The sequence below is a fragment of the Bacteroides sp. 43_46 genome (assembly GCF_001915455.1).
Classification (GTDB): Bacteria; Bacteroidota; Bacteroidia; order Bacteroidales; family Bacteroidaceae; genus Bacteroides; species Bacteroides caccae.
Window position 1 is genome coordinate 97,209 of record NZ_MNQN01000116.1, and the last position, 16,022, is coordinate 113,230.

Consider the following 16,022-nt stretch of genomic DNA (forward strand, 5'->3'; position numbering starts at 1 on the left):
ACTCTTATTATCTTATTTACCAATACATGAGTAAACGAATCCAAGTTCTTCCATTTCTTTTTTATCATATATATTACGACCGTCCAACACAATCTGTTGTGCCATTGTTTTTCTGATAACCGCCCATGAAGGCAAACGGAACTCTTTCCATTCAGTCACCAACATCAAAGCATCAGCGTCAAGTACTGCATCATACATATCGCAAGCATAATAAACTGAATCTCCAATCCGACGTTTACATTCTTGCATGGCAGCAGGGTCGTATGCACGTATCTGACAACCGGCTTTCAGCAGCTTATCAATCAATACCAATGCCGGGGCTTCGCGCATATCATCCGTTTCCGGTTTAAAAGCCAATCCCCATAAAGCAATGGTCTTATCCTTTAAGTTGTCATTAAATTGTTTTACTAATTTATCAAACAGCACACTTTTCTGAAGTTCATTTACTTCTTCCACGGCACGAAGTACCTGCATCGGATATCCGTTTAGTTCCGCCGTTTTAATCAAAGCTTTTACATCTTTAGGAAAACATGAACCACCATATCCGATGCCCGGATATAAGAACTTACGCCCAATACGAGTATCGGAACCAATTCCGCTACGTACCATATTTACGTCTGCGCCAACCAGCTCACACAGGTTTGCGATGTCATTCATAAAACTGATACGGGTTGCAAGCATTGAATTCGCCGCATATTTAGTCATTTCCGCAGAAGGAATATCCATGAAAATCACACGGAAATTATTTAATAAAAATGGCTTATACAATTTAGACATCAACTTCTCTGCACGGGCTGACTCCACTCCGACCACTACACGGTCCGGACTCATGAAGTCACTGATTGCATTTCCTTCTTTTAGGAACTCCGGATTAGAAGCAACATCGAAATCTATTTTAACTCCTCTCTTATCCAATTCTTCCTGGATAACAGCGCGGACTTTTGGGGCAGTTCCTACTGGAACAGTACTCTTTGTTACTACCAATTTATATTGTTTCATATTGCGGCCAATGGTACGGGCAACTTCCAGTACGTATTTCAGGTCAGCACTTCCGTCCTCGTCCGGAGGTGTACCAACAGCACTGAATATAACTTCCACATCATCCAGACAACTTTCGAGTGATGTAGTAAACTTCAACCTTTTTGCTTTCATGTTACGAAGTACCATTTCTTCCAATCCGTTTTCATAAATTGGAATAATCCCCTTCTGCAAAGATTCTATTTTCTCACTATTTGTATCAACGCATGTTACGTCTACACCGATTTCAGCGAAACATGTACCCGACACTAAGCCGACATATCCTGTTCCCACAATTGCAATTTTCATACTTATCTATTGTTTGTTAGTCGTTTATTCAAAATATACGGCGTCCTTAAAGGCAGTCCCTTCTCTGTCTTTAGAGGATAATAACATTTGTGTTTCCGACAGTGGCCAATCTATTCCCAATGTTTTGTCATTGAATAGAATAGAAGCTTCTGCTTGAGGAGCATATTTATTATCTACTTTATATGTGAAAATAGCTTCCTCGCTCAATACGGCAAAACCATGGGCAAAACCACGGGGAATAAAAAACTGTCTCTTGTTTTCTTCACTAAGCAGTACACTTACATACTTTCCGAATGTAGGTGACGATTTACGTAAATCGACTGCAACATCTAAAACTTCCCCTTTGATGACACGGACCAATTTAGCCTGGCTATATTCACCCTTTTGATAATGCAATCCACGTAAAACCCCAAAAGATGATTTCGATTCATTATCCTGCACAAAGTTTACAGGACCAATATGAGATTCAAACTCTTCTTTCTTAAAGGCTTCCATAAAATATCCCCTTTCGTCGAAGAATACTTTAGGCTCTATCAGCCATACTCCGTCTATTTCCGTCTGTATATAGTTCATTGTTAATAGTGCTAAATAAAACGATGCAAAAGTAGTGAATTTTTCGTAGTTTTCTGGGATATATTCAATTTATCTCTTAATTTTGCACACATGATTGAATTGGCACAACATATAGAGGCTTTACTATTGGAGAACGACTGCGTCATCGTTCCGGGATTTGGTGGATTTGTTGCACACTATGCTCCCGCAACTCATGTAAAAGAAGAAAATCTTTTTTTACCCCCTACCCGTACGATTGGTTTTAATCCTCAATTAAAATTGAATGATGGAGTATTGGTACAATCTTATATGTCAGCATACGATACCAGCTTTGCTGATGCAACTCGCATCGTAGAAAAAGAAGTAAGTGCATTTATCGAGATTCTCCACGAAGAAGGGAAAGCCCATTTGGAAAATGTTGGTGAGATTCATTATAATATTTATGGAAATTATGAGTTTATACCTTATGATTGTAAGATAACGACTCCTTCATTATATGGTTTGGATTCTTTTGAGATACACGAACTTGCTACTTTGCAACAAAAAGAGAAGGTCTTGATACCAGCCAATCTGACTAGAGAGAAGAAAACTTATGAGATAAGGATCAATCGTGTATATCTCCGTAATGCAGTAGCTATGATTGCTGCTGTCATACTGTTTTTTGCTTTCTCAAACCGGGTAGAAAATACAGATATTCAGAAAAACAACTATGCGCAATTATTGCCTGGTGAACTTTTTGAGCAAATAGAGAAACAATCGGTTGTAGTAACTCCTGTTTCTGTAAAGAGTAGGGGTACACAACAACAGGTGCAAAAGACATCTGTTCCCAAAATTACAGTAGATAAAGCTAAAACCTCAAGGCCTATTGCGGTTAAAGAAGTAAAAGTCAACAAGCAAGAAACAGTTTCTGCTCCTGTCGCTGCTAAATCACAAGCAAATTTCAATCATCCTTTCCATATTATTGTAGCAGGCGGAATCAGCATGAAAGATGCAGAAGCTATGGCAAATCAATTAAAGGAAAAAGGATTTGCAGAAGCCAAAGCCCTCAATACGGCAGGCAAGGTACGTGTCAGCATACGCTCATTTGATAATCGCGAAGAAGCAACCAAGCAATTGCTAGAGTTGAGAAAAAACGAAACTTATAAGAATGCCTGGTTACTGGCAAAATAAAATCCCCCTTTTAAAAACATGAAACGAGTTCTTTGTCCTAAATGTGAGAATTACCTTTATTTTGATGAAACTAAGTATAGCGAAGGCCAATCGCTCGTATTTGAGTGTGAGCATTGCGGCAAGCAATTTAGTATCCGGTTGGGGAAAAGTAAGGTAAAAGCTCTTAGAAAAGAAGAAAATCTGGAAGAAGAAGCCGAAGTACACAAAGAAGAATTCGGATATATCACAGTGATCGAAAATATATTCGGCTTTAAGCAAATATTACCATTGCAGGAAGGTGATAATGTGATAGGGCGTCGTTGTGTAGGAACTGTCATTAATACCCCTATCGAAAGCGGAGATATGAGTATGGATCGCCGTCACTGTATTATCAACATAAAGCGTAACAAGCAAGGAAAGTTCATTTATACACTGCGGGACGCTCCGAGCCTTACTGGAACATTTCTCATGAATGAAATTTTGGGAGACAAAGACCGGATACGGATTGAAGATGGTGCTATTGTGACAATTGGTGCTACTACATTCATTCTCCACACAGCCGAAGAATAAGGAATTGCATTTCAAGACGACAGTATAAAGTCAGCCCCACCATTCTTTCAGAATAGTGGGGCTGACTTTATATAATCCTTTTATAAAAGAATATCCTTCACAGTTTCAAGCATACCTTTTTCTTGGATTGAATCTAAATTCGCTTTCACGGCTTCTGCCAACCCCGGAATTTTATTCAGGTCTTCTCCCCATATAAATTCGGCACCTAATACACCTTCTGTTACCTTCTTTGTACAGCCTGTTGCCCAAAGTTCTTTCAGTAGATTCATAATTTCGGGAGCATCATTCGGAACAATTTCAGCGCCATCTGTACGTACACCACCTTTATAGTAAGTAATGATAGCGGCTAAACCAAGTACCAATCCTTTTGGAAGCTTACCTTTACGTTCCAGATATGTTTTCATACCTGGCAGGTCACGAGTCTCATATTTCGGGAATGAGTTCAGCATAATGCTTGTTACTGCATGATCTACAAATGGGTTATTGAAACGCTCCAATACATCAGTAGCAAATTTTTCTAATTCATCCTTCGGCAGATTCAATGTTTCCATCAACTCGTCAAACATCACCTTATGGATATATTTACCAATTACTTCATGTTGGCAAGCATCGCGAACGATGTTTACGCCGGATAAATAAGCAACTGGAGAAAGAACTGTATGAGGGCCGTTTAACAAAGTAACCTTGCGTTCGTGATAAGGAGCTTCTGACGGAACGAATAAAACATTCAAACCTGCCTTATCCGCCGGGAATTCTTTTGCAACTTTCTGTGGAGCTTCGATTACCCACAAATGGAAAATTTCAGCCTGTACAACGAGGTTATCATCATACTGTATTTTTTCTTTAATAGTATCGATATCCTTACGCGGGAATCCGGGAACGATACGGTCTACCAATGTAGCATATACGCCACAGGCTTCTTCAAACCATGTTTTAAATTCACCACCCAAGTTCCATAATTCAATATACTGATAAATAGTCTCTTTCAGTTTATGTCCATTCAGAAAAATAAGTTCGCAGGGGAAGATAATCAATCCTTTTGACTTGTCACCATTAAATGTTTTAAAACGGTGATACAGTAACTGGGTCAGTTTGCCCGGATAAGAAGCAGCAGGTGCATCTTCAAGTTTGCAAGTTGGATCAAAAGCTATTCCAGCTTCCGTAGTATTCGAAATAACGAAACGCATTTCCGGTTGCTCTGCCAACTTCATGAATTCGTCATTTTGAGTATATGGGTTTAATGCACGGCTGATTACGTCAATCATTGTCAGGCTATTAACAGTTTCTCCTTTATCTAATCCTTGAAGATTGACATGGTAAAGATCATCCTGTGCGTTTAACATATCGACCATACCTTTATCAATCGGTTGAACCACTACTACACTACTATTAAAATCTGTTTTCTGGTTCATGTTATAAATAATCCAATCTACAAATGCGCGTAAAAAGTTACCTTCTCCAAACTGGATAATACGCTCCGGACGTTGTGTCTTAGGAGCAGTTCCTTTGTTTAATGCTTTCATGTTAGTTGTAATTTATAAAGTTGATATTATACAAATTCAAAATAAAAATCAATATTTTCCTTAATCAATATATCAATAGGCATATACTTTACGGAATCGACACTCTTCTTAAATACTACATGGTCACACAAGGCTTTCACCCCGCAATATCCTTGTAATCCGGGACGTTGCCCTATCAAATAATGTACATCACCTGATTTCAAAAGGTCTACATTTGCTTTCAGAAGGTCATATCCTATCAATCCCTTCATGCTATGTTCTGCGTGGCGAAGGTATTCCCCCAGTTGATAGACTCTGGAATTAAAGACGATTCCGAGCACAGCTTTCGGGTGTGCTTGAAAGAACTCGTCCAACGTCTGCTGGTTATTTTCCTGATTGGACTTATTGAGCACTACTTCATGAATTGTCAAGTTATCATATTCTTCCGTTATATAACTCATAAAACCTTTCAAACGGCGTTGCATCTGTATTTCGGCAGGGTTATTTTTATTATTGCTTAAAAATAGCACTAACTCCTGCCCTTCTCCCAATGAATAATTACGCATCAATATCTTAGCAGCAATGTATCCGCTTTTATATGAGTCCTGCCCAATATATGTTAATGCATTCGCTTCTTCCATATTGAAATCGACAAATGCGTAGGCTATCTTATTTTCCTGTAAATAAGATGTTAATTCTATTGTTTCTTCCCGGAAATTCGGAGCGATCAACACAGCATCTACACTGCTGTCTCTAATAGTGTGACAAGCCTCCTGATAGCTCTTCTTGTCTCCATGATGATAACAAAGGTAGTTCACACTCACGTTAAAAGGGCGTAACTCTTGCCGTGCACGTTCTATACCGCCCACTACCGAATGCCAGTAGTCATGTTCTATATAATATGGGATCAGACAAATAAAAGTATATTTCTTTTTAGCCGCCAGTCCGATAGCAAACACATTGGGCTGATAATGAATCTCATCCAATACCTTTTGTACTTTAGCTTTACTTTTTGAAGACACGTCACCTCGATTATGCAATACTCGATCAACTGTTCCGGCAGAAACACCGGCCATACGGGCTATGTCTTTTATAGTATAGTTCTGGTCCTCCATAGTGCTAAAACTTAAATATTATAAATAATCGCTGCAAATATACGAATTATTTTGTTACTCCAAGTAAATTTTCTATTTTTGTGTTCGATAACGGTTAATAAAACTAAAACGATATTTACGCCTATTAGCTTTAAAATCAATACTATATAGGTATAAATGTAGAAAGTAATAATTTTATATACTTAAAACACAGTAATAATGAAGAACTTCATGGATGAAAACTTCTTGCTGCAGACAGAAACTGCACAAAAGTTGTATCACGAGCATGCGGCTAAAATGCCGATTATCGACTATCACTGTCACTTAATCCCCCAAATGGTAGCCGACGACTACAAGTTTAAATCACTGACTGAAATATGGCTGGGCGGTGACCATTACAAATGGCGTGCAATGCGTACTAATGGTGTAGACGAACGCTTCTGTACGGGAAAAGCCACAGATTGGGAAAAGTTCGAAAAATGGGCGGAAACAGTGCCTTATACGTTCCGTAATCCACTATACCACTGGACTCATTTGGAGTTGAAAACAGCTTTCGGCATTAATAAGATATTGAATCCAAAAACTGCACGTGAAATTTATGATGAATGTAACGAGAAACTTGCCCAACCTGAGTATTCAGCTCGTGGAATGATGCGTCGTTACCATGTAGAAACCGTATGTACTACTGATGATCCGATTGATTCGCTGGAATATCATATCAAAACGCGTGAAAGCGGATTTGAAATCAAAATGTTACCAACTTGGCGTCCGGACAAAGCAATGGCAGTAGAAGTTCCTGCCGACTTCCGTGCCTATGTAGAAAAATTATCAGAGGTTAGCGGTGTTACTATCTCCAGCTTTGACGACATGGTTGTTGCTTTACGAAAACGTCACGATTTCTTTGCAGAACAAGGATGTCGCTTGTCCGACCATGGTATCGAAGAATTTTATGCAGAAGATTATACTGATGTAGAAATTAAAACTATATTTAATAAGGTATATGGTGGCATTGAGTTGACTAAAGAAGAGATTTTGAAATTCAAGTCAGCAATGCTTGTGATTTTCGGTGAAATGGATTGGGAAAAAGGTTGGACCCAACAGTTCCACTATGGTGCTATCCGCAACAACAATACCAAAATGTTCAAGCTGTTAGGTCCTGACACTGGTTTTGATTCAATTGGCGAATTTACAACGGCAAAAGCTATGGCTAAATTCCTCGACCGTTTGAATAGCAATGGTAAACTAACAAAAACAATCCTTTACAACTTGAATCCATGTGCTAACGAAGTAATTGCTACTATGTTGGGTAACTTCCAGGATGGTTCCATTCCCGGCAAAATCCAATTCGGTTCTGGCTGGTGGTTCTTGGATCAAAAAGACGGTATGGAAAAACAAATGAATGCATTGTCTGTACTTGGTCTTTTGAGCCGCTTCGTAGGTATGCTGACTGATTCTCGTTCATTCCTTTCCTATCCGCGTCATGAATATTTCCGCCGCACATTATGTAACTTGGTGGGACGTGATGTGGAAAATGGTGAAATCCCGGCTTCTGAAATAGAGCGTGTAAATCAAATGATTGAAGATATCAGCTATAATAATGCAAAGAACTTCTTTAAGTTCTAACAGATAGTAACTCAATAAAAAATCCCTCTGTTTGAATCAAAATCCAAACAGAGGGATTTTTTATTGAGTTACGTACAATTTCTTCACCGATTAAAAAGAAAACCATCTTTTCTTTTTCTTCAGTGGTGCTGTATCTTCTTCGTTTTGGCTATATATATCGGCAAATGTTTTTTTTTCCTTAACCATTTCGTAGATAACTCCCCAATCCGGTAAGCCGCCAAGATTCCGGTCATCGATAAACAAATCAGCTTTCAATTTCCGGGAAAAACCCTGATGATCTTTTTGTTCTTCAGGATAATCCTTATTAATTGCGTAAAATTCCAACCCTCTGGCTTTACACCATTCAACTGCTTCGTCCAAAAGCGCTCCTTCCCGTACACTCCACAATATCAAACGGTGTTTTTCTTGTTGCAACAACTTTAGTGTATCAATAGCGAATGGAATCTCCTCGCCAATACGTGGATAACGATGTTCTACAATCGTCCCGTCAAAATCAACAGCTATAACCATAATTGTTTAAATACCTAATTTTACACAAAGATACGGACAGTCTGCCAAAAAAACGTATCTTTGCGCTGAATTAACATTTTAACTAAAAACATAACTACATGAACAATTCCCCTCAGCGTGCTGCCAAAGGCTTTACCAGAGCATTTTGGGTCAGCAACACAGTCGAACTGTTTGAACGGATGGCATATTATGCCGTTTTCATCGTTCTCACTATTTATCTATCCACAATTTTAGGTTTTAATGATTTTGAAGCAAGTATGATCTCCGGACTTTTTTCCGGAGGATTGTATTTGCTTCCTATTTTTTCTGGTGCTTATGCTGATAAGATCGGTTTCCGGAAATCAATGATTATAGCATTCTCCTTATTGTCTATCGGATATTTAGGATTGGGCGTCTTACCTACGTTACTGGAAACGGCAGGATTAGTCAACTATGGTGCTACTACGCAGTTTAACGGTTTGCCAGATAGCTATACCCGGTGGATTATTGTTCCTGTCTTATTTATACTTATGGTCGGAGGTTCTTTTATAAAGTCTATTATTTCCGCTTCCGTAGCTAAAGAAACGACAGAGGCAACACGCGCTCGCGGTTATTCAATTTTTTATATGATGGTTAATATAGGTGCCTTCACTGGTAAAACAATTATTGATCCTTTACGCAATGTGATCGGTGAGCAAGCTTATATCTATATCAATTATTTCTCCGGTGCTATGACAATTATTGCTTTGCTTGCCGTTATACTTCTTTATAAATCTACACATACAGCAGGTGAAGGAAAAAGTCTCCGTGAAATCAGCCGGGGATTTATGAAAATTATCACCAACTGGCGTTTATTGATTCTCATACTGATTGTCACCGGATTTTGGATGGTACAGCAACAACTTTATGCCACTATGCCTAAATACGTAATCCGTATGGCTGGTGAGACGGCGAAACCAGGGTGGATTGCTAATGTGAACCCTTTTGTGGTAGTGTGTTTTGTTAGTTTCATAACACGTCTAATGGCGAAACGGAGTGCAATTACTTCAATGAATGTAGGAATGTTCTTAATTCCTTTTTCTGCTTTATTGATGGCTTGCGGTAATTTATTAGGTAACGATATTATCTCTGGCATGAGCAATATTACTTTGATGATGGTTGCCGGAATTATTGTACAGGCACTTGCCGAATGTTTTATTTCACCTCGTTATCTTGAATATTTTTCCTTGCAGGCACCCAAAGGAGAAGAAGGGATGTATTTAGGCTTTAGCCATTTGCATTCTTTTCTTTCCTCAATCTTCGGCTTTGGTCTGGCAGGTATTCTATTGACTAAATATTGTCCGGACCCTACCTTATTTGAGACGCATGCTGCATGGGAAGCAGCCAGTGTAAATGCGCACTATATATGGTATTACTTTGCCGCTATCGGATTGATTGCCGCCATAGCATTGCTATTATTTGCAAAAATCACCGAATCCATCGACAAAAAGAAGAAATCTTCTCGATAAATATCTTCTTTTTTGCGTATATTTGCCGTCACTTTGCTGTAAAAGTTGACGGCATTTTGCATTTTTAATAAAGAGGATAAAACATGAAAGTAAAATTTATAAGCCTGGCAAGTGGCAGTAGTGGGAACTGTTATTATCTGGGTACTGAAACCTATGGAATACTAATAGATGCTGGCATTGGTATCCGTACTATAAAAAAGACACTGAAAGACTTTAATATCCTGATGGATAGTATTCGTGCTGTATTTATAACACATGATCATGCTGACCACATCAAGGCTGTAGGTCATTTAGGAGAAAAACTGAATATCCCTGTTTATACAACGGCGCGTATTCATGCCGGAATCAACCGTAGTTATTGTATGACGGAAAAACTTAGTTCATCAGTTCGTTATTTGGAGAAAAAAGAGCCTATAACTTTAGAAGATTTCCATATAGAATCTTTTGAAGTTCCTCATGACGGAACGGATAATGTAGGTTACTGTATTGAAATTGACGGCAAGGTATTCTCCTTTCTAACCGACCTTGGAGAGATTACTCCTACGGCTGCTCATTATATAAGTAAAGCCAATTATCTGATTCTCGAAGCAAATTATGATGAGGAAATGCTTAAAATGGGACCATACCCTCAATATCTGAAAGAACGAATTACAAGTAAGACAGGGCACATGAGCAACTCTGATACTGCCGAGTTTTTAGCAGAAAATATCACCGAACATCTACGATATATTTGGTTATGCCATTTAAGCAAAGATAATAATCATCCGGAGTTAGCCTATAAAACGGTAGAATGGAAATTAAAGAACAAAGGAGTCATTGTAGGTAAAGATGTGCAACTGCTTGCTTTAAAGCGAAATACGCCTTCCGAGCTTTATGTATTCGAATAAAGACGAAAAAAAGATAGTAAAAAAGCTGCATTATTGTTTGGTCAAATAAAATAAAAGACCTACTTTTGCAACCGCAAACGAGGAAATAAGCACTCTTAGCTCAGTCTTAATCAGTGGGTCCAGGGTTCGAATCCCTGAGGGTGTACAAGTTCCGAAGTTGCAATAAAAATTTAATGTTGCACTCTTAGCTCAGTTGGTAGAGCAACTGACTCTTAATCAGTGGGTCCAGGGTTCGAATCCCTGAGGGTGTACAAAACAGAAAAAGGAGAACTTGTAAAAGTTCTCCTTTTTTTATAAATCACCGTAGCTATGATGCTACGGTTTTTTATTCTCTTCTTTTCCTTCCCACTTTTCTCTAAATTCCCATAATTGGTCGATAGTAGGATGAAAAGTAGGATTCTCCCAATTTCTGCCGATCATTGCAACTAAGGATTCCAAATAAGTCTTACCATTGATTATAGTAGTACACTTATTTAATTCATATTTCTCGGTCGGATAATTTTTAGTTTCAAGCATTTTCTTTGCCCAGTTCAGCAATTCCTGAACAGATTCATTGTCATAAGTATGTTGTGTCATATCTTTATATTTTTCGCAAAGATACAAAGTTTATTAATTCATAAATAAAGTTGCCCATTTCTTTTCATTGCCAATATTCGAATTATTATTCATACCTTTACAATATTAAACTAAATTAGATTAATCATTAAAAAAAATAATCATGAAGAAAATTTTTATTCTGGTATGTTCGTGTACCCTATTGGCGGCGTGCGGAAATAGTTCAAAAACAAACAAAGGTACAGATACAGACAGTACCACAATCGAAGTTGTTGATATGCATAATGCGGAAACTTCGCTTGATTACGAAGGAACATACAAAGGTGTTTTCCCTGCGGCCGACTGTCCGGGCATTGAAACAACCTTAATATTAAATCCAGATAAGACATATACGCTTCACTCCGTATATATTGATAGAGATAGTTCGTTCGACGATAAAGGTACATATACTTTAAAAGGTAACTTGTTAACTCTAAAAGAAGAAAACGGAGAAATATCTTATTATAAAGTAGAAGAAAACAGGGTGCGTTTATTAACTGATGACAAACAGGAAATAACAGGAGCACTTGCCGATCACTATATATTGAATAAAGAATAAATAAAAACTTTCTATTATATTAAATTCGGCAAATCGGTAATAAGAGCGATAGACATATCCTTTTATTACCGATTTGTCTTTTTCTGATTCTAATTGGAGCAAAGAACAAAATCAAGATATTTTATGTTTATATAAATAGAGATGAACTTAAAAAAAGAACAACTTATGATTTATAATTTTTTATTCCCTACAAAGCCAAATACAGCAAAAGTTTCTTTGTTCTTATTGGCGGTCCGGATAATCTTCGGAATATTATTAATGAACCATGGTATACAAAAATGGAGTAACTTTCAGGAACTGTCAACTGCATTTCCTGATCCGTTAGGTATAGGTAGTCCCCTATCCCTCGGATTAGCTATTTTTGGCGAACTTGTCTGTTCAATGGCTTTTATCATTGGCTTCTTATATCGGCTGGCAATGATTCCGATGATTTTCACAATGGCGATAGCTTTCTTTGTGATTCATGCGAATGATATATTTACAGTTAAGGAGCTAGCTTTCATTTATTTAGTTGTATTCATTCTTATGTATATTGCCGGTCCTGGTAAATATTCAATAGACCACATAATAGGAAACGAACTGCAACGGCGAAAATCGAAGTAACACAAATATTGAAAATAATAACCTTGATTAATTAAAAAATATTATATTTGCATACATATAGCAGAGGCATTATAAACATTTTTTATTAATTAAAAAACATTTCGACATGAAAAGAGAGAAACTTACTTTAGTTGCAGTGCTACTTAGTGGCAGCCTATTGTTCAGTTCTTGTGTAGGTTCATTTGGTTTATTCAACCGTTTATCTTCTTGGAACCAATCTATTGGAAGCAAATTTGTAAATGAACTTGTATTTCTAGCTTTCAACATTGTTCCGGTTTACGGAGTGTCCTACCTGGCTGATGCTTTAGTTATTAATTCTATCGAGTTCTGGAGTGGTTCCAATCCGATGGCTAACGTAGGTGACGTAAAGAAAGTAAAAGGAGAGAACGGCAATTACATGGTAAAGACACTTGAAAATGGATATTCCATTACTAAAGAAGGTGAAACTGCTTCTATGGATTTGATTTATAACAAAGAAGCTAATACATGGAATGTAGTTGCAAACGGTGAAAGTGCTGAACTCATAAAGATGAACAACGACGGTACTGCCGATTTGTTCTTACCGAACGGCGAAAAAATGAATGTAACTTTGGATGCTCAAGGCATGATGGCAGCTCGCCAAGCTACAATGAGCAACCTTATGTTTGCAGCTCGCTAATAATTAAAGAATAAATATGTAAGAGATGAAACTTTCTCAAACGAGTTTCATCTCTTTTTTATTATCCACTATATTACTATTCTATGCTATGAAGAAGATACATATATTAATCCTTTCAGTAATAACATTCACCTGTTTTTCATGCCAAAAACAGAACCCCAAGACTCAATTGGAGGAGATAGCTATCAATTTCTGTGAATCTTTTTATAATTTCAATTATCCGGTTGCCGAAGAATGGAGTACTCCGTCTTCACTATCCTATCTTAGTTTTTTAGCATCTAATATTCAGCAAAATCATTTGGATCAGCTCAAAACACAAGGAGCGGCAAAAGCTTCTATCATTACTTCGAGTGAGATAACTCCTGACTCTGAAATGGCAACAGTAATCTGCCAAATAAAAAATGCATTTATTATCAATCCTATCAATGGAAAAGCGGAACGGTTTTCTTCTCTGCAAGATACACTCCAACTAATAAAAGAAGGCAATAAATGGTTGGTTAGAAAGGATATCCCACTGCAAAATGGAAAGCAAAATCACGACTAAATTTAGGATGAATAATAGGAAAATGCTCTTTTTTAGTCTCAAAAGCCGGATTAACAGCCTTCATACCTCCATCAAAACGAAGAATAAAGAAGTCTAAGTCAAGACGAAGCCCTAACCCGTAAGCTACTGCTATCTGCTTATAAAACTTATTAAACTTGAAAACTCCACCCGGTTGATTGGCATATTCACGAACAGTCCAGATATTACCAGCATCAATAAAGACAGCTCCCTGAAATTTCCAGAACAACTTACTTCGATATTCGATACTGGCATCCAATTTAATATCTCCGGATTGATCGAGCAAATTTCCCTTACCGGCAAAAGACCCCGGACCTAGATCTCGTACACTCCATCCGCGAACACTGTTAGCTCCACCCGAAAAATATTGTTTCTCAAACGGAATAGTTTTTGCGTTCCCGTATGGAACAGCTATACCTATACCGGCATGAAATGCAAATGAATTACGATAGTCAATCCTGATATTTTTAGAGAAGTCAAACTCTCCCTTGATATATTGTGCATAAGGTATTCCAAGAATGGCATACTCATTATTAGCGTTTTTCCTAATTCCAGTCATCTTCGACAAAGCATACATTATATTTCCCGCAGACTCGAAATTAAAACGAATGGAATACGAGTTGGAAGCGATTGTATTATTAACAATAGCCCCTCCTACACTATTATAGTTATAGCTATATCCCATATTTATTATCAGGCGGTCTTGATAATTATATTGAAAAATATCATTTTGACCTTTATTTATATAGTCCTCTTTAAATCTTTCTGAAATTCGCGGCAAATAAAGGAAAGCAATATTAATCAAATCAATACGATGTTGTATTTTTTGACGTTGCGTCCACTTATAACTCCATGAAGCAGAAGCCATTGTACGCAGAAATTCAGGACGCATCTGATAGTTATATTGCAAGCCGAATTCAGTAGTTGCCCTAATTTTTCGTTTAAAATCAGAAGACACAAAAGGGAATAAAAAATTAGGGAAATTAATACTTGACTCTACTCCGAATTCTGTATAGTTATTATTTGCATACCCCGCTTGAAGTCCGGAGATCACTTCATAAGCGCCACGAAACTTTATCATAAAGGTTTCTGATCCGCGAAAAAGATTCCGATTTTGGAAAGAAACAGAAGCTGCTGCTCCCAAGTCACCGGCAGAGTTGGTCCCTTCTACCTCAAAAGCTATAGATTTATGCTTACTTTTAGTCAGCATCACATAGCAGTCAAGCTTTGTCGAATCTCCAATCTGCGTTTCTACAAAACGGATATTGGTATATTTCAATGCCGGCAAGCGTCCAAAACTGGAATATGTCTGCTGTACATCGCGCTCATTATACAAATCTCCGGGAGCAAAACGAAGATTATCCGTAAGCACCTTAGGACGCAAATACAGTTTATCTTTATAATAAATCGGATACCCTTTATAATTAATAGAGTCATTAATCTCCACACTGCTCAATGCCGACGACTGCAATACATCATAATCCGTAATAAAGTTAATCTTGTTAATCCAATATTGTTGATGTGCCTTTGCCGAATCACTGACATGAGTTTTAAATGGGTGCAAGTGTTGTGTCAAATCTACATTATAAGTATTTCGTACCGTATCTGCGGTATAGCCTATATAATCCTTATTGAATTTATAGTAACCATTCCGGAGTAATTTATCCGTGATTCGTTGCCTATCCGCATCCAACACGTTTACATCAAAATACATCTTCTCCTTCAATAAACTTTTTGCTGAATCTTGTTTCAAAAGAGCAGCTATTTGAGGATCGTTGATATCATATTTTATAGATTGAACGATGTATGGTTTTCCGGCTGTTACATCGTAATAGAGTTTTATTTTCTTCTTCTTTATTTTAGTGGAACGCTTTACCGTTGCTGCCATATATCCCATATTATGAACAGCCTTTGTGATTTCTTCTTCAGAACGCTGCGCTTCTTCTTCATTATATATCACAGGAGCATCACCTATCCTTCGTAGAAATTTATTCCCCCATTTGGTAGAATCACGTCCCGAAAGATTATAAACATATAACTGTGTTTTAATCAGGCTGAACCATTTGGCATTAGGATTCTGACGAACATACATTCGTAAAGATGAAGGCCGTATATTCTTCTGGTCCGTACGAATCTTGACTTCATCCAACAGGTAAGAACCCTCCGGCACAAACTTTGTGGATGTGCACGAAGCAAGTGACAAAATAGCGGCAGAAGCAAGCAAATAAAGAAATTTTTTCCTCATACGGTTTTACATCGATAGCATAAAAAATGCGCTCACAAAGATAAATTATATTTTCCGATGAGGAAAATAAATTAAGAAAAAGAGAGGAAAGTAAGGATAGA

The 16,022-nt window shown here is 37.6% G+C and carries 16 protein-coding genes and 1 tRNA gene; 10 read left to right on the top strand and 7 right to left on the bottom strand.

What is annotated here, in order from left to right; genetic code table 11:
* Positions 1-12: 12 nt before the first annotated feature.
* Both BHV72_RS12415 and rfbC read right to left on the bottom strand, forming a co-directional pair.
* Positions 13-1,326, bottom strand: coding sequence for a UDP-glucose dehydrogenase family protein (locus BHV72_RS12415; protein WP_005675886.1), 1,314 nt, complete (start codon positions 1,324-1,326; stop codon positions 13-15).
* A gap of 24 nt (positions 1,327-1,350) precedes the next feature.
* A complete protein-coding gene (gene rfbC / locus BHV72_RS12420) occupies positions 1,351-1,899 on the bottom strand; it encodes a dTDP-4-dehydrorhamnose 3,5-epimerase (RefSeq protein WP_005681034.1) in 549 nt (182 codons plus the stop codon).
* A gap of 90 nt (positions 1,900-1,989) precedes the next feature.
* Here rfbC and BHV72_RS12425 point away from each other — a divergent pair, with 90 nt between their 5' ends.
* A complete protein-coding gene (locus tag BHV72_RS12425) occupies positions 1,990-3,048 on the top strand; it encodes an HU domain-containing protein (protein WP_122295132.1) in 1,059 nt (352 codons plus the stop codon).
* Positions 3,049-3,066: 18 nt separating this feature from the next.
* Entirely contained in the window at positions 3,067-3,597 is a 531-nt protein-coding gene (locus tag BHV72_RS12430; RefSeq protein WP_122295133.1) for an FHA domain-containing protein, read from the top strand.
* Between the two features lie 80 nt (positions 3,598-3,677).
* Here the strand turns inward: BHV72_RS12430 and BHV72_RS12435 are convergent, their stop codons facing one another.
* Positions 3,678-5,120, bottom strand: a complete 1,443-nt coding sequence (locus BHV72_RS12435; protein ID WP_122295135.1) for a tagaturonate reductase — start codon at positions 5,118-5,120, stop codon at positions 3,678-3,680.
* Positions 5,121-5,146: 26 nt separating this feature from the next.
* Positions 5,147-6,214, bottom strand: a complete 1,068-nt coding sequence (locus BHV72_RS12440) for a LacI family DNA-binding transcriptional regulator (protein ID WP_005675893.1) — start codon at positions 6,212-6,214, stop codon at positions 5,147-5,149.
* Positions 6,215-6,412: 198 nt separating this feature from the next.
* On the opposite strand from BHV72_RS12440, the gene uxaC reads away from it, so the two are divergent.
* Positions 6,413-7,816, top strand: coding sequence for a glucuronate isomerase (uxaC, locus tag BHV72_RS12445; RefSeq protein ID WP_122118236.1), 1,404 nt, complete (start codon positions 6,413-6,415; stop codon positions 7,814-7,816).
* 90 nt (positions 7,817-7,906) lie between these two features.
* Here the strand turns inward: uxaC and BHV72_RS12450 are convergent, their stop codons facing one another.
* On the bottom strand, positions 7,907-8,326 hold the full coding sequence (locus BHV72_RS12450; protein WP_005675895.1) for a BT0820 family HAD-type phosphatase: 420 nt from the start codon (positions 8,324-8,326) through the stop codon (positions 7,907-7,909).
* Between the two features lie 98 nt (positions 8,327-8,424).
* Here BHV72_RS12450 and BHV72_RS12455 point away from each other — a divergent pair, with 98 nt between their 5' ends.
* The 3 genes from BHV72_RS12455 (at position 8,425) to BHV72_RS12465 (ending at position 10,951) form a co-directional block, all read left to right on the top strand.
* Positions 8,425-9,813 (top strand): peptide MFS transporter, encoded by a 1,389-nt coding sequence (locus BHV72_RS12455; RefSeq protein WP_022041476.1) that lies wholly within the window; start codon positions 8,425-8,427, stop codon positions 9,811-9,813.
* Positions 9,814-9,896: 83 nt separating this feature from the next.
* Complete coding sequence (locus BHV72_RS12460; protein WP_005675898.1) at positions 9,897-10,700, top strand: MBL fold metallo-hydrolase; 804 nt, start codon at positions 9,897-9,899, stop codon at positions 10,698-10,700.
* 178 nt (positions 10,701-10,878) lie between these two features.
* A tRNA-Lys gene (locus BHV72_RS12465) sits at positions 10,879-10,951 on the top strand.
* A 64-nt stretch (positions 10,952-11,015) separates the two neighbouring features.
* Here the strand turns inward: BHV72_RS12465 and BHV72_RS12470 are convergent.
* Complete coding sequence (locus BHV72_RS12470) at positions 11,016-11,276, bottom strand: DUF6965 family protein (RefSeq protein WP_005675899.1); 261 nt, start codon at positions 11,274-11,276, stop codon at positions 11,016-11,018.
* A 142-nt stretch (positions 11,277-11,418) separates the two neighbouring features.
* Here BHV72_RS12470 and BHV72_RS12475 point away from each other — a divergent pair, with 142 nt between their 5' ends.
* From BHV72_RS12475 to BHV72_RS12490, 4 genes are all read left to right on the top strand, one after another.
* Positions 11,419-11,853, top strand: coding sequence for a copper resistance protein NlpE (locus BHV72_RS12475; RefSeq protein ID WP_005675900.1), 435 nt, complete (start codon positions 11,419-11,421; stop codon positions 11,851-11,853).
* 165 nt (positions 11,854-12,018) lie between these two features.
* Positions 12,019-12,456: a DoxX family protein gene (locus tag BHV72_RS12480; protein ID WP_022042389.1), complete on the top strand. Its 438-nt coding sequence runs from the start codon at positions 12,019-12,021 to the stop codon at positions 12,454-12,456.
* Between the two features lie 106 nt (positions 12,457-12,562).
* Complete coding sequence (locus tag BHV72_RS12485) at positions 12,563-13,114, top strand: DUF3332 domain-containing protein (protein ID WP_005675902.1); 552 nt, start codon at positions 12,563-12,565, stop codon at positions 13,112-13,114.
* Between the two features lie 88 nt (positions 13,115-13,202).
* Positions 13,203-13,658: a nuclear transport factor 2 family protein gene (locus BHV72_RS12490; protein WP_055256345.1), complete on the top strand. Its 456-nt coding sequence runs from the start codon at positions 13,203-13,205 to the stop codon at positions 13,656-13,658.
* On the opposite strand, the gene tamL is transcribed toward BHV72_RS12490, so the two are convergent.
* The gene (gene tamL, locus BHV72_RS12495) at positions 13,612-15,921 is read right to left on the bottom strand and encodes a translocation and assembly module lipoprotein TamL (RefSeq protein WP_022042387.1); all 2,310 of its coding nucleotides are present in this window, start codon (positions 15,919-15,921) and stop codon (positions 13,612-13,614) included. The two genes, BHV72_RS12490 and tamL, sit on opposite strands and share 47 nt — an antisense overlap.
* Positions 15,922-16,022 lie beyond the last annotated feature (101 nt).